This window comes from Microbulbifer sp. ABF4_107 (genome assembly GCF_056312215.1).
Genome location: NZ_CM149983.1, coordinates 1798730 through 1825104 on the forward strand (window position 1 = coordinate 1798730; position 26375 = coordinate 1825104).

Sequence of the window (26375 nt, forward strand, 5' to 3'; positions counted from 1 at the left end):
GCTTGATCAAGCAGCGTCCTGATCGGCCGTTGGCGCTTCCTCCCCATCTTTGAATTTCACCCCGGTGATCACCTTCGCGAGGTAATCAAAACCCCGGAGTTTTCTCCATTTCCCTTCTGCGCACATCGCGAGTTTGAACAGCATGTGCAGCATACCTTCTCGCGACAGGCAGCCCTTCGAGCGCTTGGTGCGGTGCCGGATCGTCCCGAACGTCGACTCTATCGGGTTCGTTGTCCGGATGCTTTGCCAGTGTTTTGCCGGGAAGTCGTAGAAGCTCATCAGCTCTTCGTGATCCTTCAGCAAGCACTCGGCAATTTTTGGGTATTTCGCTTCGTACGTCTCGATAAACGTATCGAACGCTTTCTCCGCATCGCCCCTTGTCTCTGCCTGCCAGATGTCGTGCAGGAAGCGCTTGGCTTTCGGTTGGCTCGCTTTTGGCAGCTTGTTCAGAACGTTGGCCGTTTTGTGTACCCAGCAGCGCTGCTGGCGTGTCTCGGGGTAGGTTTCCTCCAGTGCCGCCCAGAACCCCATTGCGCCGTCGCCAACCGCCAGCTCCGGGGCGTTCATGCCGCGCTCCTTCAGCTTACCCAACACACCTTTCCAACTCAGCGTCGACTCTCGCTCTCCGTCGTCAATCACCAGAAAGTGCTTTTCTCCGCGCTCGTTTACACCTATGACGACCAGTGCGCAGAGCTTGCTTTCTTCCGACCGCAGGCCGCTGTAGATGCCGTCGGCCCAGATATATACCCAGCGGTCCCTATCCAGAGCCGTGGTTCGCCAGGTCTCGTATTCGTTTTTCCACTGCGCTTTCAGTCGAGCCACGGTGCTGGCTGAAAGTCCCTTGGCCTCCGGGCCGACCAGCACCGACAGGGCCTCTTCCATCTCGCCAGTAGAAACGCCCTTGAGGTATAACCATGGCAGCGCGGCTTCCAGTGATCGGGCTTTGCGTACATACGGCGGTACCAGAGCCGAGCGGAAGGTTACCGGCTCTCCATCCTTGCTCCTGACCTTCGGTACCTTGACCTTCACCGGGCCAATCCCGGTCTGTATATCGCGCTCCGGCAGGTAGCCATTGCGGACCACCGCCGCGCGGCCATCGTCCAAGCAGCGGTCTTGAAAGCCCTCCATGAAGGTGGACAGCTCTGCCTCTACTGCCTTCTGCAGCAGCTCCCGTGCGCCTCGACGCAACAGCACGGTCAGAGGACCAGTGGCCTCCTGTCGACCTGTAAACTCAACAACGGTATTCTTGTCCATAGCGGCGTACTCTCGGTAGGTTTCTTTGTTTGGCGACAACAAATCAACCAGATACGCTGCTTTCTTTCAAATCCTCAAACACCAGATTCGGTTATAACTCTTAGCAACGTGCAGGCCTACCAGCTGGCGCACAACCCCAACTAAATAATAAATGGCCCAACTGTAGCCAGTGGTGCGTCAATCTTTCACAAAGCGTTTCATTTATTTTATGGACTGATTTCGTCTCCGACATATCCACTGTTTGTCTAAGGAAATAGTCGCCAAACCCGTTAATCACTACGCACTGATCACATTCAAAACATGTCATTTGAGATACGCAGTCAAGTGAAGACAAGTCTGAAAATTTCGAAAAAATTTCAACCCAATAAGATCCATACAAGTTATCGAGCCCAATGGCGTCACGAAGGGTCATCCCCTCCTTATGATCGAAGAAATCCCTGAACATTGTACTCGTCTTGTCGAGCCTGTTAGTTACGTCAATGGCATCTATTATAGAAGCATGTGCTATCGACACTTTTTCTTGATACAAAGACATTGGCAACAATGACTCAGCCTCTCTGACATTTATTACTTCAGCCAAAGCCATCCCATCAATCTCAAAATCATCGGGAACGAACGCCTTTACGGTATCTCCTTTAGCACCCGACGGATGCTTCATATCACTATCAACAAGGCAAAGTACAAATTTTTTCTTCTGAGACTCTAAAGCAAAAGTATTTTTTATTTGACTACCACCACCTGGAACGCAGTCCAGACTTACTGGGGTATAGCCTTTGACTACTATTTTAGAGTAATGATCTGCAATTATTTTATAAAGTCGATAGTCGTCGGAATTCTCAACAACTAATGCTGTTGGAGCAACGTGATCAACTCCAATAAACTGTTCATAACCAACTCTAACGGCATAACGATCGCCTTCCTTTTCTACTTGGATTCCAGAAAATTCGAAATCTACAATACAATAGATTTTAGCACTACCCAACACACCACCGTACTCCCTAGCAGACTCAGATATTTCACCGGCAATAACGCGATCTGGAACCCCGAATTCGTGAGAAGACATAATCTCTTCCAATAACTCTCGCTGCCCCAAAACTATATTATTCCTAGCCCCATGAGACCGAATTAACGAGGATAGAACAAAGTGCTTTTGGTAATCACCACAGAAACTACTAGGATTACAATTAACTATTTTAAAAATCACAATTAACGACCCGCAAAAAAGCCTACGGGCCATTTGGTCAAATAACCACTCTCATCAAATTTAGAAAAATTTATCTCTGAGTCACCGCCATCCTCTCCTTTTTGAAAGAGACAAATATTTATATCTTTGGACTGAATAATCCCAGACTCAACGCAGTCTCCCAATGTGTTGACCATTGTTTTGCTATGCGTCTCAAAAAGTATTCTTAAATCAACCCCTTTTTCTTTAGCCGCCTTAACCGTAGCCGCAAACATTCTTGAAAGACGAGACTGGTACTCAGGGTGCAAGTGCAATTCAGGTTGTTCAATAGCAAAAATCAGCGGAACGTCTTCACGCCTCCCCCCATAAACAACCGACTGCTTTCGCACACCAGTTGCCTCCATCCAGATTGCAGCCAAAATTGGAAGGATTTGAGAAAAGCCAAACCCCATATCGCTAATATTGTATTCTTTAGTTTCTTCTTCTAACTTAATTTTCAGCTCATAATGAAGGCCTTTCTCTTCGACTCGAACTGAAAATCCGAAATTTTCACGCGTCCAATCCATAAAACTTCGACTTTGACTGGCACCAAATGATCGCAGAAGAACTGCGAGGTTTGACCCCGTATGATCAATCTCACGAACCTGTAAATCTTGGTGACGATAGTATCGTTCTGCAGTAGCTCTAAGTGGCGCAATGTATCTTACACCTTTAAATGCATGTGCAACCTCCCGGTTAATCCTTCCGATTAATACCTGAGCATTCGCCAGCAAAAGATTTTTATAGACAATATCACAGATTCTTTTTTGACTTTTTTCTAAGTTTTTAAGAAAAAAAGCATTATCCTTAAACACTTTCTTTAAAGAATAATATATTGACGACCTAGATTGCAGCCCCAGCTCGCATGCCCCAGCGAAAATAGCATCTTTTGATTTTTTTCCGTGGAAATACATTCCCAAAAAAGTCGCGATTTTTTTATAGTAATCACGAGGTAAAAATTCTCGATCCCAATCCATAATTCTATTATCCTCATCGAATGAAGGATAAGTAATATCGGGCAAGAATGCTCTTCCCGGTATAGCATATAAGGGCCGCTGGAGTTTTATTGACTCCCCATCCAAAGCGATGTCACATCTGTACCCCTCGCCAAAACTAAAATTCAGGACAGAGTCAAAAATTTTAACTTTTAGATTCTTTGAAATTGTTTTTTTATTATGTTCGCCAACCCCCAGCTCTACCCCCACACGTATAGAATCCTCCTCTAAGTACCTGACACGATAACGACTAAGTTGGAAATCAAAACGTCTAAATTTTAGGTCAAAATTAAAATCGAAGTAGATATTACCGTCTTTAACTTTGTCATTTATCGCCTCTGAGAAGGCTCCGAAATCCACATATGGCCCGAACCAGAGTATTGGACCAGTTGTATTCTCTTCTACCGATTGTCTAAGTAGTGGAAGAGATCTTAAAAATGAGCTTTTACCGCTACTATTCTTTCCCACGAATACGGTTATCGGCTTCAAATCTAAAAATGGTCCATCCGGCCTTCCACTAAAGCCCCTTAGATTTCTGAGCCTCATTGAAACCAGCATAACTATCCCTTACTAATTAAATTTATTATCTGTTAAGCAATATTAAAGGTAAAAACTAGACGACTAACTCACCGATAAAATTATCACCATTAGCCATCCAAATATCGTCAGTGCTCTCGCTGAAACTGATCAAGCTAAAAAGTCTGAAGCACAGATTTATAGCCAACATTTATTTTTCGTATTTTTTCTTCCGCATTTCGAGTGTAATCAAAGCGAAAAATTAAAGAGCAATGATAGATTACGTATGGCCAAAAACCGAATTCTAAGTAGCATGCTCTATTTGAGTCAGCTCAAAGTTTCATTTCTACAGAATGCAGACATCGCAGACTAGGCGACATATTCTTTACCAGCCCCCTCCTCCTAAGCCACTCAATATATGAAGGAAGCAGCTAAAGCCATATTTTGACGTCAAAGCTGTTTCAAGTCACGCTTCATTGATGGATAAAGTCACTGCATATGCATTCGCAAAAAGAATGCTAAATTCCCCCCGCTCTCTTGAGCCAATTTTGCTCTATATCATTCCACCTCTAACAGGCCACTAATTCGATAGGCAATAGACGCTAACCAATATCTATTCGCACTGATATGAACACTTATTTAAGTACAGAAGGGGCTGGAAACTACAGAATGCCCATTCAGTAGTGTGACAGTCTATCGCTCGCAAATTAACCGCCAATATCAGAATTGCCTATTTTGACGCTCATTGGTAGCCATACCTCATCCAATCGAGCATTCAACTAGATCCAAAGCGCTTAAATTACCTTGGTTAGTAGCGACACGGCTCTAGCTCGCTGTTGCAGGAAGAAGTCGTGTACGGACTACAGCAAGAAGAGCTAAGCCACCCTGAAGCCGCTAAGAGAAAAGTTACTTGGAAAAATTAAGATAGGTGGTGACTAACTACTATTTGATGCCCACCACATGCCCAATCTGAGCCGATGAGAATATGTGAAGAGGAAGCGAGTGCAGCCGTAAACATCTTGTTTTTAGCACTGATCAAAAGCCACACAAAAGACCAACGCACGCCGTATAAAGAGTGCACCCGCATCCAATGCAAATGTGAAACGGAAGGGGCGGGACCAAGTTAGACTACATTTTGTACAGCTAATGCGGTCATCAATGGTTTAAATTTGGTTCAAATTGGGCACCACACTACAGCACAGTGTATGCAGCTAACCCTTTGATTTATATAGAAGATAATGGTCGGAGTGGCCACGTGATGCCTGTGCGATAAAACCATTGAAAGTACTCTCTTCAGAGAAATCGATATCGTGAGATGCCGTCATATGTACCGAGATTGTTGCTGGCAAGCTCGCCAAACACAGTCTCACGTGTAAAAAGTAGACCACTATTTAGACGTTTTCACGTGCGAAAATCTGCATCAGCCCGTCTCACGCACAAAAATTAGATAACCCATTATAAATGATCAAAAAGCAAGCGTAGCAAGAGGTTCTTCTAGGTAGCATAAACTAGTATTTACGCCACACAGAAACTGTTCATTATTTATGCAAAAACAGCGCTTATCAAATTGTAGTCAATCCGCTTAAGAGGAAGCTGCTTACTCATTATTCACTTCCAAGTCTAATCAATTCTCAAAGCTGACCCCAGTGTAGCCCTGGTAATACTAGTAAATTTTCGATTCTTTAGTAGTCCAGGGCATCTCTGGCTGAAAGACTGTTACTGCCAAGCCATTTGGATTGCTTCCGCCACATCAGCCTGCTGCTCTGCATCAAGTGAGATAGCACCATCAACAGGCACACCTATTGTAGTCATGGTATTTGCAAGGCCTCCGATCATATCGAAAGCCAAGCTCGCTCCCGACTCTGTGGCGATACTCTCGATACGATTATCGAGAGACTCCCAGCTTACGATCTGAATCTTCTCGGACCCAGCAAGTAGATAGATATCTAAATGTGCTCCATTTTTCACGATCCAAATCTCTTCGGGCGCTATCGCACCTTCAAAATAAAGGGTATCTCCATTGCTGGAGCCTGAATCACGGATGGAGTCCGAACCATCGCCGCGGGCGAAGATATAGATATCGGCACCAGCATTACCATAGAGCGTATCTGTGCCTTCTCCGCCACGGATAGTGTCGTCCGATGCAGAGCCGTGAACGGTATCGTTTCCTTTCGACGCGTCAATCTCAGCAATACTGGAGAGCTCTGTTTGTGAGAAGTCGAGGGTGTTGTTACCGGTGGTGCCCTGAATGACATCCTGGCCACCGTTGCCGTTGATTCGTTCAACGGTGGTAGCGCCGGAGTATGCTGCCAGTCGGATCAGGTCGTTTCCGGTCGTACCTCGAAGCTCATCCGCACCATCACCTCCCGCATAGCGATCGTACCCAGTGTCTCCCGCAGTTAGCAGGAATACATCATCACCGCCCTCTCCGTAAAGGTTATCGCTGCCGAGGCCGCCTTCGATGGTGTCCGCAGCATCCGTACCGTAGACGGTATCGTTACCGGATTGGGTGGCGATCAGCGCGATATTAACCAGAGAAGTATTGCGGAAGTCGAAAGTATTATTCGCAGAACTGCCGGAAATTTGATCGTTTCCGCCTTTTCCGTCAATTGCCTCGACAGTGGCATTTCCACTAAAGGCACTGAGTCGGAACACATCATCTCCGCTGGTCCCGTGCACGCTGTCCATACCGTCGCCACCTTCGTAGCGGTCGAAGCCGGTATCACCTGTGGTCAGTAGGAAAACGTCATCTCCGGCGTTTCCATACAGGTTGTCACTGCCAAGACCTCCGACAATCAAGTCAGCGGATTCTGTACCAATTACCGTGTCATTTCCGTCACCGGCATTGATTTCACTGACATTGACCAACTCGGTATTAGAGAAATCCAATGTGTTATTGGCACTATTGGAGAGGATGCGGTTAACGCCCAGTTTTCCATCAATGCGCTCCAGGGTTGCCGCACCACTGAACACGCTCAGAATAATGTCATCGTCAGCATCAGTACCCAGAAGCTGGTCAAATCCGTTACCACCACTGTAACGATCGCTGCCGGTGTCTCCTGCGGTAAACATAAACGTATCGTCGCCATCTCCGCCATCCAGGTAGTCGCTACCCGGACCGCCAATAATGGTGTCCGCACCAGAGGTGCCGTATACGGTGTCATTCCCGTCACCGGCATCAATGGAAACAATACCGATCAGCTGCGTATTTGAGAAATCAAGCGTGTTGTTCGCAGTGGTGGCTTCAATAGTATCCGCACCACCATTGCCGTCGATAATTTCTACCGAAGCTTCGCCGGCAAAAGCACTGAAGCGGAATATATCATCGCCAGTAGTACCTTGAAGAGTATCCGTACCCGCACCGCCGCGATATTGATCGAAGCCAGTATCGCCCGCAGTCAACTTGAACAGGTCGTCACCGCCTTCACCATACAAGGTGTCGCTACCGATACCGCCTTCAATTACATCAGCGAGATCTGAACCATACACCGTGTCATTTCCGGCACCGGCGTCGATCAATCCGATGTTGATCAGCTCAACCCCACGGAAATCCAGTGTGTTATAGGCAGTATTTGAGCGAATCACGTTTGTACCAGCGCCGCCATCGATTCTCTCTACCCGGGCTTCACCACTAAATACTGACAAGATCAGCTCATCATCTTCAGCACTACCCAACAGGGTATCGAAACCTTCACCGCCGTCGTAGCGGTCTGCACCGGTATCGCTTACGGTTGCAACGAACACATCGTCGCCGCCATTACCATACAGCCTGTCAGAGCCGGGGCCGCCAAGAATTCTGTCCGCGCTATCGGTTCCGTATACAGTATCGTTACCCGCGCCCATATCAATCTCATTGATATTCAGTAATTGAGTCTCACTGAAATCAAAGGTGTTGTTCGCACTGGACGCTACCAGTCGGTTTACACCCGCGCCGCCGTCAATGATTTCAACTCGGCCATTACCACTAAACACAGTGAGACGAATATCGTCATCAAGCTCTGTACCAAGCAAACGGTCGACGCCATCGCCCCCCTGATAATGGTCGAAGCCTGTGTCCCCATGGGTGATTTGGAAAGTATCAGCTCCACCATTGCCGTAGATCAGATCTGAGCCTAGCCCGCCGATAATGACGTCTGCCGCAGTGGAGCCCTTGACCGTATCATTGCCTTTACCCGCATCAATCAGGTCGATGGAGATCAACTGCGTCTCGGAGAAATCCAAGGTATTGTTGGCGGTACTGCCCAGGATCTGGTTTACCCCGCCATCACCATCGATCACTTCTACACGGGCGTTACCACTAAAGGCACTCAAGCGAATGCTATCGTCCGTCGAGGTACCGACGATCCAATCGTCCCCTTCACCGCCTTCATAACGCTCAAAACCAGTATCGCCGACGGTTAATAGGAAGCGGTCATCACCGCCTTCACCGTAAAGCTTATCGCTACCCAAACCACCTATAATGGTGTCTGCGATAGAGGAACCATAGATGGTGTCATTACCCGCAGCACCCTCTATGCGAGCGATATTGATCAGACTGACATCCCGGAAGTCCAAAGTATTGTTCGCGCTGCTGGCGACGATCTGATTCAGTCCGGCACCGCCGTCGATGGCCTCTACCCGGGCATCGCCACTGAATGCAGAGAACCGGAACCAGTCATCGCCGTCACTGCCAACCACCTGGTCAAAGCCGGTACCACCTTCTACCCGGTCATAACCGCTGTCATTGCCTTCGATTACAAAGATGTCATCGCCAGCATTGCCATAGAGCTTGTCACTGCCGCTATTGCCAATAATTTTATCGTTCGCCGAGCTCCCGTAGATGGTGTCGTTACCTGCGAGACCGTCGATAAACTGAATATTGACGAGTTCGGTATTGGAAAAATCTAGGGTATTGTGTGCACTGGTGCCGTAAATCGCATTGAAGCCGCTGGACCCATCAATACGCTCAACGGTTGCAGCGCCAGAGAACACACTCAGGCGGATGGCATCGTCTCCGGCACCACCGATCACCTGGTCGAACCCATCGCCACCTTCTACACGATCTGCATGACCATCATTGCCTTCAATGATGAAGGTATCGTTGCCGCCTTCGCCATAAAGCTTGTCCGCACCGGTTCCACCGATGATCACATCATCGCCATCACCGCCGTAGATAGTGTCGTTACCCGATTTGCCATCAATGGTGTCGGCACCGTCGCTACCCTGCAGGGTATTGTGACCACTGTCCCCTTCTACGTTGGTGAGGGATTCGCCGGGCTGAATGTTCCAGGCAAACTTGGCAAAGTCTACGGGCTGACTTGCCGGGTGGCGAATCACCAGTACTTCGCTACCTGCAACACTTCCGTTACTGGCAATATCAGAGAACAATTGGGATCCATCACTAATCACCGTGGCGGAATAATTCAGGTCTGGCGATGGGAGAAGTGAAAGTTCGGCGGTGGCGCTAACCAATCCCACCCCTTTGTTGCTCAAGGTCACGCGGTAGTGAGAATCCACCTCACTGCCACCGGCCACCGCGACCTCTTGCTCCAGTGCGTATTGGCAGATAAACAATGTCTGCCCCGGGACTTCGCTGTCCGCATTGATCAGCTCGATGCTGTCGAGCAAATAGCCACTGTACGCTGGGTCATCACTCTGCGCGGGTTGAAAAACTAGATTGAACGGGCGATTGCCGTCTACTTCACAGTCATCCACCCCTTGCAGCTGGATCGCTTGCGGGATGTCCCAGCTATCCGCGGTAAACTGCAGATAACTTTCTCCTAACAAACGGGCTTCACTGCTATCGGAAACTGCCAGGTTCAAAGTTAGGCTGGTGCCCGACTGTAAAGGCTGGTCGAGCACTACACTGACACCGGCAATTACGGTTCCGGCTTCGTCAACGAGCAGATCGGTTTGTGGGGTCGCGGTGATGCGCTTGGTCTGCGAAGGCACCTCGATATTGCAACAGCCATCCGCCAACACCGTAGTTTCGCCATCGGTGATTTCAAGTTGCAGACTGTAGTTCCCAGGCAGCAGGCCGGAAACGTCCCACAGATATTGGTCACCCGCGCCGTCAACATCTTCGTCAATACCATCAACAATCAGTGTGCGGCCGCTGCCTTCATAGAGGTAGTAAATAGAGACACTCGCGCTACTGTCGGGATCAGTATCCAACCACTGAATCAAAATTTCAGGTTCTGACACAGTGACCGCGCTATCCGGCAATACCACGGAAATGGTCGGAGCATCATTGAGGCCATTTTCATTTACCGCAAAGGCATTTGCTTGACTCCACTCACTCGTAGCCCCTTTGGCGTCTTCGGCCTGAGCCCGCCAGTAGTAATGACTGTTGTCATTGAAATCGAAACCAGGTGTCCACTGGGTGCTGGGTTGCAACTGACTGGCTACCAACATGGAAAGCGCAGCATCGGAATACACCTCGAAGCGATACTGGACAGTATCGCCATCTACATCCACTACCGGGTTGACCTCGAACAGTGGGCGCAGGGTTTCCACCACTGCGCTATCACCGGGGTTATGCAGTGTCGGAACCGGCGGTGCAGTATTATCGGAATCGACGCTAAAGCTCGCGTTTACCCAATCACTGTCTACTTCACCATCGCTCACTTTCGCCCGCCAGTAGTAGGTCGTATCTTCTTGCAAACCCTCTGCGATCCAGCTGGTTTCTTGATTCGCTTCAGCGATGGCGCCTGAAACAAGTTTGCCAGTGCCATCAAAGCTCGAAACGGTGTCCAGCTCGAAGTAATAAGTCAGCGGTTGCTGTTCGGGGTCAGATCCGTTGCGCACCCGCAAAGCCACACCGCTATTCGGCAACCAGGTCTGCAACGCGCCGCTCGGTGCCAGCACAGTTGGTGCTACTGGCTTGTTGTTCAGTGAGCTCACCAGGAAGGTGCCAATAGCACTTTCCGTACGAGCACCGTGTTCGTCCTTGACCCAGGCATTCCACACGTAGGCGTTGTCTTCCGCCAAGGGGTTGGGCACTTGCCACTGAGTCTGGTGGTTACCACCGGGCAGGAGTCCGACAACTTGCGCTATTGGGTTTTCCAGGTCGGATTCGTGGAACAGGTCAAAGCCGTATGAAAGCGTGTCCCGGTCGATGTCGAGTGCGTGGGCAACAACGAGGGTCGGACGCAAGTCTGAAACGATGGCGTTCGCAGCCGGTGCAACAATCGCCGGTGCACCGGGGGCATCATTTTCGGTATTGATAAAGAAGCGGCTCGACTGCCACTCGGAGGCGATAGGTACCTCGCCGCTCCCCTCTTCTACCTGAGTGATCGCGCGGGCGCGCCAGAAATACAGCGTGTTATCCGCAAACGATTTACCGGGAAGCACATCATCATTGGTCACAGACCAGCTAGTGCTCTCGCTGCCTTCTGCTACTGCGGACTCGGCAACTTTATCGAGCATTGCCTCATCGGCATAGACTTCAAACTGATAGGCAACCAACATTTCCGCCGCATGATCACCGTTGGTGATCACAAGCGTTGGCAACAGGTTGGAAGCACCATTCAGAACCTCGCCGTCATACATGGGGCTGGTCACTTGTGGGGCACCTGGGGCCAGCTCTGGCACGGTTGGGTCACTACCCACCTCTTCTTCCTGTCCATCGGTGCGGCCATCTTCGTCGTAATCGCCGGATCCATCGCGGTCCAAGTTACCGAAGTGTTCCATTTCCCAGGCGTCATCCAGGCCGTCGCCATCGGTATCATCTGCCGGGTGTACCGCGATGTTTACTGCACGCTGGCTGGCGAGCTCACCGTCTGTTGCGGTAAACGTAACCACGTAATCGCCTGCCTGGCCGATCGCCGGTTGCCAGCGGAAGATACCGGTACCATCGCCGCCATCGGTAAATATCGCACCGGCAGGAAGGCTGGCGGCACTTAATACCGGTACTGTGCCATTGGGATCGGAGGACTGCACCAGAAAGCCCACCTGGCTCCCCTCGTGACTGCTACGATCCAGAATTGCCTGAATCACCGGCGCCTGCGGTACTTCGCTGGAGTCAACGAAAGAGAGGGAGTAGCTGCCGGTGCTACCGAAATCAAACACGTTGATGAAGTAATTAAAATCTACGTTGTTCTCGGCACGCTCTTTGGAAATCCAATAGTTCGCGGCATTGAGCTGCTTACCGTCATCCCGCGCTACCCGATGCAGTACCTTGGCGCCCGCATAGGGGTCTGCCACTTTTATATAGCTAAAGCCAGTTTCGGCGGTGCCCGTAAGTGCGCGGGAGCCGGCACTTTCCGCTCCCAAGCTGTAACTCAGCGCTGCAACCTGGGCGCAGCTCTTGCACAGCGCCAGGTCGGCGCCGGTTGCCTGGCTTTCGTAAACGTAATAACTATCGTCGGCACCATAGGCAAGAAAATCCGGTACCGCATCGCGGCCGGCAAGATCCACTTTGACATCTCGAACTAGCAGGTGCGCATTAGTGGCTTCAATCAGGGAAGTGAGTTCGCCGCCGAGTTCATCCGCATGGGTAAAGCTGGCATTGAAGGAGGTGAACTTGCCGGACAGGGTGGATTCCATGATCCAGCGGCCGGCCTTCATTCCTTTGGGATCAATTTCGCCGAAGTCGATCAGCAGGCTCGGCTGGGCAGCCTGATTTTCGACGAAGCTTTTGGTGATCGTGAAATCAATGGCCAGGCCCTGTTCGTTATCGACGATTCTCGGCTGGGCAGATTCGATTTTGACCTTGTTGGCGGAGCCAAAACCGCTGTTGTCGATACGCACACCCAGGGTATAGGGCTCGGGCGGCTCGACTTCTGTTGTGAAGGCATCATCACCAATGACTTCGTGTGTAAGGAAGTAATCCAAGGTCAGCAGCGGCTGGGGTTTGACCACGATGGAGTCCGGCGCGACCTCGACCACCTCTTCTTTGCCGCCGTAGGAATAGGAGAGCGTGGCGCCGACAAAGAACAGCTCACCGTTATCGGTTTCGCCAGCGGCATTGGCCGTCGGCACGATCAGCCAGCGGAACTCGCCCACGTTACCGGCATTGATCACCGCATCGGTCACCGTCCCATTATCCGCAGTCACCAGTGAATTCACATTCTGGGTGTCATCAATGCGGATAAAGAAGTCGGCATCACTGGCGGATGTGTCTGAGGTGGCGGTCACTGAGTTGCCATCGGCATCGGCGAAATTCACCGTGATAGCGATATTCTCGATGGAATAGGTATCCAGGCTATTGGTAATGCGCATAATCGCCTCAAAGCCCTGACGCTCCAGCGTCAGTTCCTGAAGAATTTCGATACGCACCTCCGCGCAGAGCGCCTCTTCCTGAGCTGTGGCGACAGCCGGCACACCCAGTGTGCAGATCCAAAACGCCGCCAGAATCCCCCAACGCTGCAACATGATTCCTATTCCTAATGGTCGTAATGCTTTTGTTTAATTATTTATTCGTCAGGCTGTCGTAGCGGGCCGACGTCAATCTATTTCTATTCGCGGCCTTCCGGGCCGGCGATGCTCAACTCGGAGCCCTACTCTGTGTTCTATCTCATCCACAAACCGGCTGTTGCCAGTCAGTTGGTTGCGAGACCAGGCCTCGTTCAAGAAAGCCAGTTCGTCAGACGACACGCCGGCTTTAACAAATTCTTTATACGCTGCCACCCGCTCGGCACCAGTGCGCCCGAGTCGCTGCAGCTCTACGTGTCTATCCAGAACGCAGCTTTCATCGGCCCCAACCCGCTCGCGATAGCTGGACCACTTGTATTGTCGTGGCCCGCGCACCATCCCGGCGCGCACCGGATTTAGCTCGATATACCGGCAACAAGCCAGAAAATACGACTCCGCCTGAACCACGCTCGCCTTGAAGCGCCCTTCCCACAGGGAACCTCGACGCCCTTCCAGCTTGTTCACATAAGCCGCCTGCCGACCGGCAACCCGCTTCATCAACAATGAAATCGATTCCGCCCGATCCCCTGGCTCCACCAGCAGGTGGACATGGTTGGTCATCAAACACCAGGCATACAACTTGATCCCCAACTTGTCCTTCCACTCGAACAAGTTGTCCCGGTAATACTGATAATCCTCATCCGCAAGAAACACCGCCTCGCGATTGTGCCCACGCTGCACAACATGATGTGGCATATTCGCCACCAATATCCGCGCCTTCCTTGGCATAGCTCTTCTCAATCCTTCCAGGCGTCACTCCCTGCCTTGTTTATTTGGGCGTCTTAAATAGATCTGTCCCCTTTAGCCCTTAAATAGATCTGTCCCCCTTATCTTACCGATTCGGATATGTTTCTAAATTGAATTGATAGTCGGCGAGCAAATGATCGTACTTTTCATTCCATGGATACCCTTCAACATCTTGGGATGACAAGAATGCTTTATGAACTCTGATTGGGGCAACCACCTTTTTTCGTGTCAAAGTGCACAAATCTTGTTTAGTGGCAGGCCTCAAAATATCACCAGCATTATTCTCAACAACATCCACGCCGCCATTGGTACCAATAAAATTCTGATTAGGTATAAGATCAAAATTTATTTTTTCATTGCCAATCACGCTCCATCGACCATGATAAAGCAAGGCGTCAAGTGTATATGCCGCCAGCAACACATCCTCACGCTCAATTTTAGAGTAATCAAAATCACCGCCCCAAACGCCATCAAACACTATAACTTTGAGGATATCGCCAGTCTCAACTATCTGGCCAACGCCAAAAGTCACAGCATCTATAGGTAATTTAATTAAATCGCCTGATTTCAATCTCTTCATTCACTAAAGCCCATATTTAGTTCTACGTTTAGGACCAAAATTATTCCGCTTGTTCCTAGTCCCACCGTTTGGATTTGACTTATTTGTAGGCCCACCATGGGCATCAATTTGTTTTTGCTCTGCAATGTCCAGCTCAATGCCATCATTAGCTCGATCCAAAATTTCAAATTCAAAATCTTCATCGGGATAATCTCTAGCATGCTCTTTTTGACGCTCTGCATAACGCTGGTCACTCTTAGATTTCCCAATATATGGTTTAGGATCAGAGTCACTGGTTCTCTTATACACGACCCCGGGCTTTTTCTTGCCCCACTTTGGAGCAAACCAATTTAGCGGATTCAAGCAACCAAACCCACATCCAGCTGCTGCGGCTCCTAGTGTCCCCCAATCTGGTTCACAACCAGAAATTACGAGTTCCGCAAGTGCTCCCAGCCCGGCTCCAACCAAACACCCAACTACACATCGGGCATAAAGAGCAACAGGGACAAATTCCCCCGTGGGGTCGTAAAACTGGACAGGGTTGTTAAAGGCATATTGATAGACATTTATTCCACCCAATAGGCCTATCGGATCTTCCTGAATATATCGACCAGTTTCTGGATCAAAGTCCCGTTTGTAATTCTGATGCAGCCCACTCTCCCCATCAAAATACTGTCCAGGAAACCTCAACGCATTCCCAACAACCTCAACCAAAACCTCAGCCTGACCAAAAGCCTCATACCGAGCCTCCCAAACCACAGCCCCAGACTTATCCACCATCCTTTGCGGCGTACCCAAATGATCATTCTGGTAATAATAAACCTCCCCAGAAGCCACCCGCTGGAATAACGGCTCGGTCATCCATGGCATACCCGGCTTGAAGTGGTACTCCTTAATCAGATTCCCACCCGCGTCGTATTCCGCAGCCATCCCCTCTTCGTTATAAAGAAAGTAAGTCGCGCTATCGGTCTGCTTGCGAATCCGCTGGCCGTAAGGGTTGTACTGATACTCCCCCACCATCTGCGCATTCTTATCGACAGCAATCAGACGCTCTTCGTGGTTGTAGCGGTAATCCCAGGTAACGCCGCCCTGCGCCTTTTGCGTGGTGTGGCCGTTGTCGTTGTACTGGAAGCTGGCCGGATCATCACCGGTGATTTCCGTCAGCTGGTTGTGGTCGTTGTAGTCCAACACCTCCGATGAGGACGGAATAAATTCCGTCCCCACGGCTTCGCCGCCCGTCCCCGTAGGTTCCCCGCTCGCTTCCGCAACCTCACCCACCGCATAATCGGTGCGGTTACCCATCCCGTCATACCCAAACTGCTCATCGTTCGCCGCATTCTCTAGCGGGTAATCAGCCGTGGTGAGGCGATATAAATCGTCATAGTCAAACGCATAAGCCCCATGCTCGGTATCAATCCCCTTGATATTGCTCTCAAGGTCATACTCGTACACAGCAGTGGCTTTATCGTTACCCGCAGAGTCTTCCAGAATCCGCTCTTTCACCCGCAGGAAGTCATCGTAGGTGAGCGTGATCTTGTTACCACCGGGCAACAACAACGTCTGCGGAGCCAGCCAGTTGAAATCCGTCCACGCTAACTGCCCTTCCCCGGGCACATGCACCGCCGCGAGCTGGTTGTTCTTGTTGTAGTAATAGGTGTAGGTAATCCCTTCCGGGTTGGTATAGGTTTTCTTCAGGCCATTACCGTAATAGGTGTAGCTGTAGCTTTTGGAGAAAGCGATCTCCGCAGCCTGTGCGCCCTCCCCGTAATAATCCACCCGCACGGATTCGAGGCGATTGAGCGCATCGTAGGTGTAGGTTTCCCCGTGATGGACGATATCCGCAGTGGCATTGGCGGTGTCTGCACCAGGCTGCTGGGTATAACCGGTGTACTGGGCCTTGTCGTTGTAGTGGTAATCCACCACCTTGACCGGTTGCGCATTGTCTTTGTGCGCAAATACTTCCAGTTTGCTCAGACGATTGGCGTCGTCATAGGTGTAGCCACGCTTTTCCTGCTGCGGATTGATCACCTCAACCAGATTGCCATTGGCATCGTAGTTGTAGACGCGCTGCTTGTTGGTACCGATAAAGTCGTGCTTGGTCTCGGTTTTGAGGCGGTCGGCCTTGTCGTAGGTGTAGACCGTGAGGCGCCCTTCCGGGTCTTGCACCTGCAGCAGGTTGTCGCGTGCGTCGTAGGTAAACTTGGTCTTCTTGGTTTCGCCATTCTCCGGATCGATGATGGCGACCAGGCGACTGAGGTTGTCGTACTCGTACTTTTCGGTGTTCTCCAACGCATCAGTATCGCTATCGAGATTGCTGCCCAGGTCATAGCCGTACTTGCGCAGGTACTCCAGGTTGTTGGCCTTTTGCTTGCTCTGCTCTATTCGGTCGCGCTTGTCATAGCCAAGTTCTTCCGCGTAGGTGGGGTATTCGATTTTTGACAGCAGGTTTTGCTGATACGTGTACTTGGTACGGTTCTGCTCACCGTCGACGATGGCGCTGAGGCGGTTCTGACTATCGTACTCCAGACCGATGGTGGAACCTTCCGCATCGGTGATGGTGGCAAGGCGGTCGCCCTTGTCGTAGTCCAGCTTGAGCAGGTTGCCCGCATCGTCGGTCACTGTTAGCGGCAGGCCGGAGTCGTTGTTGGTGATATGCAGGCTGCTGCCGCTGGCGTCGGTGACTTTTACCAGATCGCCGGCGGCGTCGTAGTCGTATTTGAAGCCCTCGCCATAGGGATTCAGATCCTCAAGAAGATTGCCTACGGCATCAAAGTCCCGCGTCCAGGTTTTGAGGCGCGCATCTACGACGGTATGGGCATAGCCATTCACGTCGTAGTCTTTGTATTCGGTGACCTCAAGCTCGGGGCTCGTGACTTTGGTGACATTACCGTAATCGTCGTACTCCCAGCGGGTGGAGGCCAGTGCGGTATTGGCTGCAGTGGATTCACCAGTGGTCTGGGTCTCCAGCTGGCCATACTGGTCGTAGGTGTAGCGGGTGATACGCTGGTCGGCGGTACCGGCGGCTTCTGTCAAGACAACAAGGTTGCCCTTCGCATCATATTCGTATTGCGTAATTACACCGCGCTCGTCGCGCTGCTTCGTTGGCAATGTGAAATTTGTATCCCAGTCAGTGGTCGTGTATGTCCCATCTGGATACTCTGTACGTGTGATATTCCGAAAGACATCGTAATACCTGACGGTCTCCAGTCCTCTCGCATCAGTCGTGGTACTAGACAATATTCTTAAAGGTGCATACTCGACAGAGGATGTGATCGCAATACCAGGCTGATACAACCGTGCTATATCTTCAGCCGTTCTATTTCCCGCAAACTCATATTCGGTTTTATATTGCAGTTCGCCCCCAACCTGGCGCTTTATCTCCATACTTAGAGCGTTGTACCAGGTCTCTGTGATTACCCCAGAGCTATTCGCCTGCGTGACCTTGTATATTTTATCGTCATTTACAGAATGGGAATACTTAGTAGCAACACCTTCTTCATTTTCGTAGCCGTTAATAAACCCATCTGCATTCAGAGAATATGCTGTTGACCTGCCACCCGGGTCCACCATGGATCTTAATGAATATTGATTTTTATTGCCTACTTTTTCGTATGTGTAGCTCCACGTTTCTCCACGCACGTCCTTTACAGTTACTAGCTTTCGAAACGTGGTTAATTCTTCAATATCATTCCCGTAAGAATATACAACCTGCCGGCCAGTATAATCCTCCAACATCTTCAGCCTATGAGATGGTGCGTCGTCATATTCACCGATTCTTTCAACAGCCTCCCAGTGATATGTAATTACGACATTACCAAAGTGATCTTTAATCTCCTTTATGCGACCATTCTCATATTCAAAGCTAACTCTTACACCGTTCTTATCTTCGTAATAAGAAATATCACCATCTTTATAGAAAATGACATTTCCCTTTCTATCCCTCCATGTATAGTCGCCGTCATCAGCCTCTAGAGTGCTATTCAATAATGAGTGATACCTGCTGCTAGTTGAGCTAACACAACCTTTTTCACCGGAACTCGAAAATGATTCCGGACGGTAAGCCATTCCATTCCTGTACAAATAGAAAGTGTACAGTTGATTACAGAAAACGCCTGTATTTACTCCTTGCGCTGACGCAAAGCGGCCAAACCTACCCACTCCAGCCGTCGACTTTGGCCTCGCAAAATTTTTACCAAACAATTCAATTGCTGCACGTCTTTCTTCATTTTCGTACAAATCAAAAATTTCATTCTGTGAAAGAGTTGGCCTTGAACCCGGCTCGAATCCATCAATACCTGTACTTTCTTCATAATATGTCTTGATTGAATTCCAGCGGGTATTCCACTTCCACCCTTCTTTCGTCCACCGTCTGGTCATTCGCACGTAGCCACCCAGGACCTTTACGCGCATATCTTCATAATCTTCACGATTTTCTGAAGTTGCAGTTTTCGGTGCTGCACCATCATTTGAAATACCAGGTTTAGCCAATGCCGATACTGCAAAGAAGGGTAATAGCAGCACTACTAAAATATTTAGCGGTTGACGAGACACAAGCCCCCCAAATTCCAATTTCATTGTGATTTTTCTCACTTTCGAGAGGCTAGCTTTCCTATCAGAGCGCCAACCACATATTGAATCTTTTCCCGGTGCTTTATTGAGCGCCACTATTGTCTTTATTGCACCCTTCATCACAGCTGGGATCGGGCTCACATCGCAAGGTTTCTACATCACCTCCGATCGGTGAGTATCCACCACCGTATCCCGAGCCACTGCCAGTACCTCCACCGTAGTAGTAGCCTGCGCCACCGCCGCCGCCGCTGGAGCACGATCCGGTAGAGGCCGTGGCCCAGTGCGTGGAGGTGCCTCCAGGCACCACTTGCCCATTCGCGCACTGGCTCGCGTAACTCACCTGGTACTGGAAGCTGTGGCGGCCACAGCCGGCACCGGTGGCATCACCCTCTTCGCTCGGGTTGAAGTCGCGCAGTGCCGTGATCCGATACGGGATGTACACCACATCGCCCGCTTCCAGGGTGTCCGGTACTTCGGCGAGGAACTCGAAGTCGACAACATCATTGCCCGAGGGCAGTTTGTTGTTGACGTCATCCGCGCGGATCAAGCCGTAGTTGGTGAGGCTCAGTTCGCCGGTGAAGACGTCGCCCTTGCGCATATCCGGGAGGGTGATGCTTAAGGGGTCGAGCATGACGACGGCGACCGGGACGTGGGTTTCGAAGGTGGCTTCGAGTTTGATCTCGTAGCGGTCTTCGAGGTTGATCTCGTTCACCTGCCATTCGACGCTGATGATCTGGTTCATCAGGAACACGTCTTCGGCGACGGTGGTGCCGGGTTTGACCCACAGGCGGCCGGCGACACTTTCGTGGTCGAAGGCGGTGACCCGGTAGCTGTAGCGGCCGGCGGGCAGGTCTTTGAGCAGGGCTTCGCCGTTGGCATCACTGCTGATGGTGCGGGTTTCCGAGAGGACCTGTTCGTTCTGCAGTTCGATCTTGGCACCTTGCAGGCCGGGGATGAGCTGGTTGTTCTCTCCCAGGGTGGCGGTGTAGATGTCACTGATATGGAAGAAGGCGTCGCCCAGTTCGGAGGTGACGACGGCGATGTAGACGGGCACGGTAAAGTTGTGGCCGCCGTCGCCGGTGATCTGCAGCTGGAAGCGATAGTTGCCCTGGGTGACGCTGTTACCTGGGGCGACGTTGAGGCTGAGATCGCGGCTGTCACCGATGCCCATGTCACCGAGGTTGCTGGTGCCGTTGAGGCTGAGCCAGTTCGGTGCGGGGTTGCCTTCTTCATCCACCAGTTCGACGCCGGCGTTGCGCAGGACGTCGAGGCCGGTGTTGTTGAGGGTGAAGGGTTCGCTGGTGCTGCCATCCAGCAGTACGCCGGTGTCGATAAACGACGGCTGGGTGGTGATCACCGGGCGGCTTTCCGAGAGGGTGTACTCGACGGCGATGTGTTCCAGTACCTGTTCGGTACCGTTGACGTCGGCGAGGACCTGGAAGTACAGGAAGCCGCTGTCCGGGGCGAGGTTGTCACCACTCACGGTGAGGTTAATGACGCCTTTGGCCTGGGGAGCCAGGTTGATGACGGCACCGAGATCCAGGTGGATACCACCGGGGATCTGTACCTGCTCGTCACCGGGGGCGGCGACGGAGACCAGGCGCACGTTGGCCAGCTCGCTGCCGTGGCCGGCTTTGACGGTGACGGGGACGACCTGGTTGTAGTTGCGCGGTACGCGGATGTTGACCTGGCTGGGGGTCACCGCGGAGGTGAGCACGCTGAACGCGCCCTGGTTGGGTCGCGCGAGGCTGTCCGGATGGATGACGGAGATGCGCCAGTTACCGCTCTGCCCTTGCGGGTCGAAGGTGTAGCTGAAGTGGCCGTCGCTGTCGGCGATCACCGAGGCCTGACGTTCGAAGCCGCGCAGTTCCATGACCAGGGTCAGCGGGACATTGCCGGTGGCGGTGTCGCTGCTGCGGTCGATGGCCTGGCCGGTGATGGTAACAGTGTCTTCGGCGCTGTAGATCTCCGCGGGGGCGACCGTTTCCAGGGTGCCGTAGTAGGCGGTTTCCTGCAGGGAGGCCTGGGTGCGGGTGCCGTTGCCGTCGATGACCACTTCGGTGGCTTTGCCGGTGTGGTAGCGGAAGTGATCCACTTCCAGGGCGACGGTGATCAGATCCGGAGCGGCGGCCGGTACCGGGACGTCGATCCAGTCGGAGGTGAAGCTTTCTCCCGGTTGCAGGCGGGCGACGGTTTCTCCACTGGCGACGGTGATGACATCGCCGGTGTACTGCTGCACGTCTTGCAGGGTGAGCAGGTTGCCGTCGGCGTCTTCGAGGCGGATGCGGATCTCATCGGAGGCGGCCTTGCCGTTGTTGCGGGCCATCAGTAGTTCGGTCTCCACGGCGGAGGTGTTCTCCAGAGTGAAGCGGAACTTGCCGAGGCCACCGCGGTAGACGGTGTCGGACTCCAGCGACAGGCGCAGGGCGGCGTCGCCGACCATGACCTGATCCTGAGCGTGGATGAAGATGGTCTCACCGGGCAGCGGCGACTGCTCGAGGCGCAGCTGGAGCTCACTGAGGGTATCCAGTTTGGCGTAGCCGCCGATGACGATGGGCACTTCGACGATACCGCCGGCGGCAACACTGAAGCTGGCGGACTGGTGTTCGCGGTCGGCGCCGTTGTCACGGACGCTGGCGAACAGCTTGAGGCCAGTCACATCGGCACTGCCGCGGTTCTGTACGCGGAAGCGCACTTCGTTCATGACGCCGCGCTCCAGGGTCGACTGGCCGTCTTGCGGTTCGATCACCTCGACGGCGAGTGCGGGCAGCAACAGGCTGTGGCCGATGCTGGTCGCGCCCTGATCGTCTTCGGCGATGACGGTGTAACGGCGTTCGGCGGTGACGCCCTGGGCGCCGGCGCTGAAGTTTTCATCCACGAAGGTGGTGGGATTACTGCTGTGGGGGATCAGTGCGGTGGTGATCTCCTGCAGGTTTTCTTCACCCTCACCGGCTTCACCATCCACATACACTCGGTAACCGGCAATGGCGGCGCCGCTGTGGTGCCATTGCAATTGCGGGTTGCCGTCGGCGCTGATCGTGATGCTGAGATCGCTCACCGGTAGCAGGCCGAAGTTGAGGTAGGCGGTGTCGCTGGGGGCAGATTCGTTGCCGGCTTCATCCAGTGCGGTAATCGCATAGGCGTGCTGGCTCTCGCTGGGGTTGGCATCCAGGGCGATGGGCTCGGGGATGCCGGTCTGCAGCGGGATGATGTTCTGCAGCTCTTCCGCGGTGACGTTCACACCCTCGCCCACACCGAGACGGTAGAGGTTGTAGGTCAGTGCGGCCCCCTCTTCCGGTTTGCCTTCGGCGTCTACGGTAGGTGCACTCCAGGTGGCGACGATGCCGGCACCGTTCAGTTCCAGTGCCAGATCGGCCGGCGCGGCCGGGGCGATGCTGTCGGCGCTGACCGCAACTGCTTCGCTCAGGGCACTGACGGCGATCTGGTCGTTGCTGCGACGCTCACTGGCGACGGCGTAGTAGTACTGGCCATCGCTGGGGAGTGTGTCGGTGGTTTGCGTTTCAGAGAGACGCTGGATCTCGGTGAACTCGGTGTCGCTCTCCGCTTTGCGGTACAGGACGTAACGCGCCTCTTCCACCGGATCCCATGTCAGCGCGACACCGGCGTTGGGCTGGGCCACGGCTTTAAGGTTCTGCGGGATATCCAGCGGTGGCAGGTCGCCCTGGTACACCTGGAAGGCATTGCGCACACGCACTCGGCTGCCGAGGTTATCCAGGTCGTCGGCGGCCTGGTAGTCGAAGCTGAGGCTGGCCACGCTGGGGTTGCCCGCTTCGTCCTGGCCGGCACTGGTGGGTAGCGTGAAGCTGCCCACCCACAGGGGTTCACCTTCGATGGACTGGGCATCGCGGGTCAGGCTGATGCCACTGCTGTATTCGGCGAGAGCGACGCTATTGAGCTGCGGAATCAGCGTGGGCTGTGCGCCGGGCTTCACTTCGTCGTTCAGCCTGGCCACCACTTCCACCAGTAGACCTTCCTGCTCGTCGACCTTGAGCGGCGCACCTGGGTTGAGAGTCAGCGCAATCACTTCCGGGCCCTGGGCATCGATCAGCAGGGTACCACCCTGTTCGATCAAGGTGCCGCGATTGCCGACGTCGTCGTGGGCGGACATGACGGCGTAAGCGGTACCCGAACGCATGCCGGGTTCGATGGTGAAGCTGCCGGTATACAGGGTGTCGTCGCTGTAGTCTTTGCTCAGCTCAACGGTCAGCGGTACGCCGCCTTCCGGTACCAGTGCGAAGTAGGGTTTGTTGCGCAGGGGTTCATCGAACTGTACTTCCACTTCGACGGTGCCCGGAGCGTGGCGACCACTGGCGGCGTCCACGACGCCGTTGGACTGGTAGGTGATATCCAGGGCGTGCGGACCTTCGCTGTCAGCAATGGCCTCGACCACGCTGGACAGGGCACTTTCCGTGGCGGCTTCGTTAACGGCGGTGACGGCGTAGAAGTAATGCCCGTCTTCTGCCGGCAGGTCGCTGAACTTGGGTTCGGTCAGCAGCTGGTTGTTGAGCTTCTGTGCCTGCTGTGGGTTACCGAAGGTGGCCATTGCGCGGTACACGTTGTAACCGGCAATGGTGTTGTTGGCATCACTGCTCTCCACCGGATCCCAAGACAGGGAGATCTGCCCCAACTCCCGCTCGATGGCGGTGAGGTTGGTGGGCGCATCCGGGATGGCGGTGTTGAGCTCGAGGGTGCGCGCGGCACTCTGCGGGCCGAAGCCACCACTGCGGTTGGGATACTCGGCGGCGGCGGTGATGCTGTTCGCGCCCTCTTCCAGGGTGACTTCGATCTGGAACTTGCCGTAGCTGTTCACCAGCTGCAGATCGGAAGCCGGGGTACCATCGCGATACAACTGTACCTGGGTGCCCTTCTCCGCATTACCCTGGATCAGGACCAGCGGCTGGTTGCTGATGGTGCCGTCCACCGGGGCGGTGATTTGCGGTGCAGCCGGCGGTGCCAGCAGTACCTCGAAGGTGTACTGGCCGATGGTGCTGTTCTCCCACACATCGAAGACCTTCACCGTGAGGGCGTGATCGCCATCGGTCAGAGACTGCAAGGTGAGGTTGCGGCCGAAGGCGCCATTGCTGGCAGCGTACTCGGTGCCGAGCAAGGTACCATCGACGAAGAACTCGACGCGGGCAATGTCCGAGTCATCGCTGGCGGTGATCTTGAAGCGACCGTCCTGGGACAGTTGTGGTGCTGCGGCCAGATCGAACAGCGCACTGCCCTGACCCTGTTGCTGGTACTCGGCAGACTCGATTACCGGGCCTTCGGTATCCGCTACCGGGGTCACGGCCACCGGGGTCACCTGCGGATCGCTGCCGCCGGAGATGTTGATGGCGGTTACCGCCACGTAATAGGTGGTGCCGTTCTTCAGACCGGCCAGAGACCAGGTGTGTTCGCTGTCGCCACTGCCGCCTTTACTCAAGGTCTTCTTCGGCTGCAGACCGTCGACAGAAGTGAAGCTGCTTTCCTGTACATACACCGCGTAGTTCTTCAGCAGGTTGTACGGGGCAACGCTGGACCAGGTGATGGCGATCTGGCTGCTCTTCGGCTCCGCGGTAACGGTGGCCGGGTTCGGCAGCAAGGTGGTGCCGGCATCGGTCACACCGTTAGAGGCATTACCGGTGGCGTCGTAGGCGTAGACGCGGATCGGATAGGAGTTGGCGGGGTTGAGGCCGGTCACCTGGTACTGCACAACGGCAGCCGGGTCCGGCAGTGATGCCAATGGAAGATCGTCTACACGGCCTTCGGCATCGTCCACAAACGCCACTTTATACCCGGCCAGGTCGCCGTCGCTGTTAGCGGATGGGTTCCAGCGCAGGGACAGACTATCCGCGCCCGGCTCGACAACCAGGTTGGCGATCTCATCCGGAGCCTGCACATCTACCGGTACTGCAGAGACGGAAGTCACCGCGGGGTTAAACAGCTCCTGGGTATCGAAGGCAACCACCGCGAAGTGCGCTTCGGTCCCACGCGGCAAGCCTTCTACACGGAACTGCTTGGTGCCCTGCCCGACCACGGCAAACTCTGTTTTACCGGCGATATCGGTAAACGGTCCCGCGCTCTGATAAATGCGGTACTCGTCGATATCGTTGCCGTTGGTGAACTCGTTATAACTGCTCCAGTCCAGCAACAGATCGGTACCGCGGCCGTTGGGGTCGATCGACAAGGCGACCTGCCCTGGCGGGTTGTTGTCGTAGTGGATCGAGGCAGTAGTGGGTTCACTCAGGTTACCCGCCGCATCGCGCACTATAAATTCGATGGTGTTATCGCCCTGCAGCAGGGCTACCTGGGTACTCCAGGTGGTTGATGCGGACTCGATCACCTCGAGACTGCCGTTCACCAGTACCGCACTGCCCGCCTCTTTAGAACCGCTAAAGGTCTGGGCGTTGACGGTGGTAATGGATGGATACTCGCCCAGCACGGTCGGTGCCGGTGGGGTGTAGTCCAGCACGAAGTTGTAGGTCTTTTGGGTGGACAGGTTGCCGAGCTTATCCGCAATGCGTGCACGGATGGTGTACTCGCCGTCGAGGAACGGGGCATCCGGGGTGAACTGGACTTGGCCTTCGTACTGGGCAATGGAGCCGGACAGGGCTACGCCGTTGCGTTCTACCACCAGGGAGCTGGTATCCAGGTCTACGCCGCTGCCCTCTTCGGTAACGACAACAGTAATAAAGGGCGGCGCTACGTTCTGAGAGCCCGACGGGTTCGCGCCGGTGATCGACGGCGCTTTGCTATCGACATTGAAGATCAGGGTGACCGGGTCAGATTGGTTACCACTGAGGTCTTGCGCAACAACAGAAACGGTCGACTCGCCTTCCGGGAGGTAATAGGTTCCGGACCAGTTGCCGGAGCCGTTGGCTACGATCTCATTGCCATCGACCAGGATTGCGGTGTTGTCTTCGCGGCTGCCGGAGAGGGTTATCCAGCGGTTACTGGAGGCGATTACTGCCGGGGCTACCGGCTGGTCTAAAGATAGGGCCTTAGGTTGCGTGAGGTCGATGACGATCTGTGTCGAGTACTTATCATCGATGGGTTCAAGCTCGATGCCGTCTTGGTCTTGATCCATACCGAGACCATTGGTACCAAAGATGTCGGG

Annotated in this window: 8 protein-coding genes; all 8 read right to left on the reverse strand. The window is 53.2% G+C overall.

The window, feature by feature from the left end:
• Positions 1-6: 6 nt before the first annotated feature.
• The 8 genes from ACYX4K_RS07425 to ACYX4K_RS07460 all read right to left on the reverse strand — a co-directional run bounded on the left by ACYX4K_RS07425 (position 7) and on the right by ACYX4K_RS07460 (position 26345).
• The gene (locus ACYX4K_RS07425) at positions 7-1254 is read right to left on the reverse strand and encodes an IS256 family transposase (protein WP_475092759.1); all 1248 of its coding nucleotides are present in this window, start codon (positions 1252-1254) and stop codon (positions 7-9) included.
• Between the two features lie 100 nt (positions 1255-1354).
• Entirely contained in the window at positions 1355-2317 is a 963-nt protein-coding gene (locus tag ACYX4K_RS07430) for a hypothetical protein (protein WP_475092756.1), read from the reverse strand.
• A 143-nt stretch (positions 2318-2460) separates the two neighbouring features.
• A complete protein-coding gene (locus ACYX4K_RS07435; RefSeq protein ID WP_475092754.1) occupies positions 2461-4029 on the reverse strand; it encodes an AAA family ATPase in 1569 nt (522 codons plus the stop codon).
• A gap of 1674 nt (positions 4030-5703) precedes the next feature.
• A complete protein-coding gene (locus ACYX4K_RS07440) occupies positions 5704-13341 on the reverse strand; it encodes a beta strand repeat-containing protein (RefSeq protein ID WP_475092753.1) in 7638 nt (2545 codons plus the stop codon).
• Positions 13342-13413: 72 nt separating this feature from the next.
• Positions 13414-14109 (reverse strand): transposase, encoded by a 696-nt coding sequence (locus tag ACYX4K_RS07445; protein WP_476178807.1) that lies wholly within the window; start codon positions 14107-14109, stop codon positions 13414-13416.
• A gap of 103 nt (positions 14110-14212) precedes the next feature.
• Entirely contained in the window at positions 14213-14707 is a 495-nt protein-coding gene (locus tag ACYX4K_RS07450; RefSeq protein ID WP_475092749.1) for a hypothetical protein, read from the reverse strand.
• A 3-nt stretch (positions 14708-14710) separates the two neighbouring features.
• Positions 14711-19261: an RHS repeat-associated core domain-containing protein gene (locus tag ACYX4K_RS07455; RefSeq protein WP_475092748.1), complete on the reverse strand. Its 4551-nt coding sequence runs from the start codon at positions 19259-19261 to the stop codon at positions 14711-14713.
• Positions 19262-19337: 76 nt separating this feature from the next.
• Positions 19338-26345 (reverse strand): fibronectin type III domain-containing protein, encoded by a 7008-nt coding sequence (locus tag ACYX4K_RS07460; RefSeq protein WP_475092747.1) that lies wholly within the window; start codon positions 26343-26345, stop codon positions 19338-19340.
• Positions 26346-26375 lie beyond the last annotated feature (30 nt).

What these genes read in the sequence shown, in the direction of transcription:
- ACYX4K_RS07425 (WP_475092759.1), bottom strand. Translation starts at nt 1,254, where the DNA reads ATGGACAAGAATACCGTTGTTGAGTTTACAGGTCGACAGGAGGCCACT.
- ACYX4K_RS07435 (WP_475092754.1), bottom strand. Translation starts at nt 4,029, where the DNA reads ATGCTGGTTTCAATGAGGCTCAGAAATCTAAGGGGCTTTAGTGGAAGG.
- ACYX4K_RS07430 (WP_475092756.1), bottom strand. Translation starts at nt 2,317, where the DNA reads ATGTCTTCTCACGAATTCGGGGTTCCAGATCGCGTTATTGCCGGTGAA.
- ACYX4K_RS07455 (WP_475092748.1), bottom strand. Translation starts at nt 19,261, where the DNA reads ATGAAATTGGAATTTGGGGGGCTTGTGTCTCGTCAACCGCTAAATATT.
- ACYX4K_RS07450 (WP_475092749.1), bottom strand. Translation starts at nt 14,707, where the DNA reads ATGAAGAGATTGAAATCAGGCGATTTAATTAAATTACCTATAGATGCT.
- ACYX4K_RS07460 (WP_475092747.1), bottom strand. Translation starts at nt 26,345, where the DNA reads ATGGATCAAGACCAAGACGGCATCGAGCTTGAACCCATCGATGATAAG.
- ACYX4K_RS07445 (WP_476178807.1), bottom strand. Translation starts at nt 14,109, where the DNA reads ATGCCAAGGAAGGCGCGGATATTGGTGGCGAATATGCCACATCATGTT.
- ACYX4K_RS07440 (WP_475092753.1), bottom strand. Translation starts at nt 13,341, where the DNA reads ATGTTGCAGCGTTGGGGGATTCTGGCGGCGTTTTGGATCTGCACACTG.